Origin of the sequence: Marinifilum sp. JC120 (assembly GCA_004923195.1) — a bacterium.
GTDB lineage: Bacteria > Desulfobacterota > Desulfovibrionia > Desulfovibrionales > Desulfovibrionaceae > Maridesulfovibrio.
The window spans coordinates 1-816 of the sequence record RDSB01000080.1; the positions used below are offsets into that span (position 1 = coordinate 1).

At 42.1% G+C, this 816-nt stretch carries 1 tRNA gene; it reads right to left on the reverse strand.

The window, feature by feature from the left end:
* Positions 1-644: 644 nt before the first annotated feature.
* A tRNA-Asn gene (locus tag D0S45_20460) sits at positions 645-716 on the reverse strand.
* Positions 717-816: the final 100 nt, after the last annotated feature.

An 816-nucleotide genomic window follows, 5' to 3' on the forward strand; every position in this document is an offset into this window, starting at 1 on the left:
TCGCCCACAACCGGCCCAAAAGGGAAGGACCTTTCCCTCCGGGGGGGTAGGAAAATCATGCTCGGGATAGCGATAGCGGACTCAAAGCTATGGAACTTGGGGATGGGTCTTTTGTCGAAATAGAGTGGAGTGACCTTCTTTTTTAATTTTACATAGATATATATCTATTATATCTATCGCTTTTTTAATTTTACATATAGTATTTTTAAACGGCCGAATCAGCATATTTTTTGAAGCCCCGTAACTCTTCCTCAGCCAGGCTTGGGCAGAATAGCGGAGCAAGTATTAGTAGCATAGCAAAAATGCGTTCCTCATCATTAAGTCATTAAATTCATATGTTTGCTCGCGGTAATTGTGAACTCTCGGGAGAATCGATGACTGCATCAAAGATGCACTTGTTAGTACATCTGAAAATTCTGAAKTGGCTAGTTGTAAATAGCCCCAGGACTATRGAAYAAAGGATTATCCMGRACCTACACCGAGGTATTGACGGTGATTCTCAAATATCRCAGAACAGAATGTGATACGATGAGATAGAATGCAATAGAAACAAAGACACAGGGAASGGGTTACCKACTCYTAACGGTCAAAGCGAACCCGTTCATTCTTACATTCTGAATTCTTWAATTCRGAATGAATCAAATCTCCYCAAGTAGGATTCGAACCTACGACCAATCRGTTAACAGCCGACCGCTCTACCACTGAGCTACTGAGGAACAACGGGARATTMKATYTCATAGAGTKCAATTCCCGTTCTCAACCCATGACCAMTATGARCYCGAAGCTTCCTTCATAACTCCCGGAACTTCTTCGTAG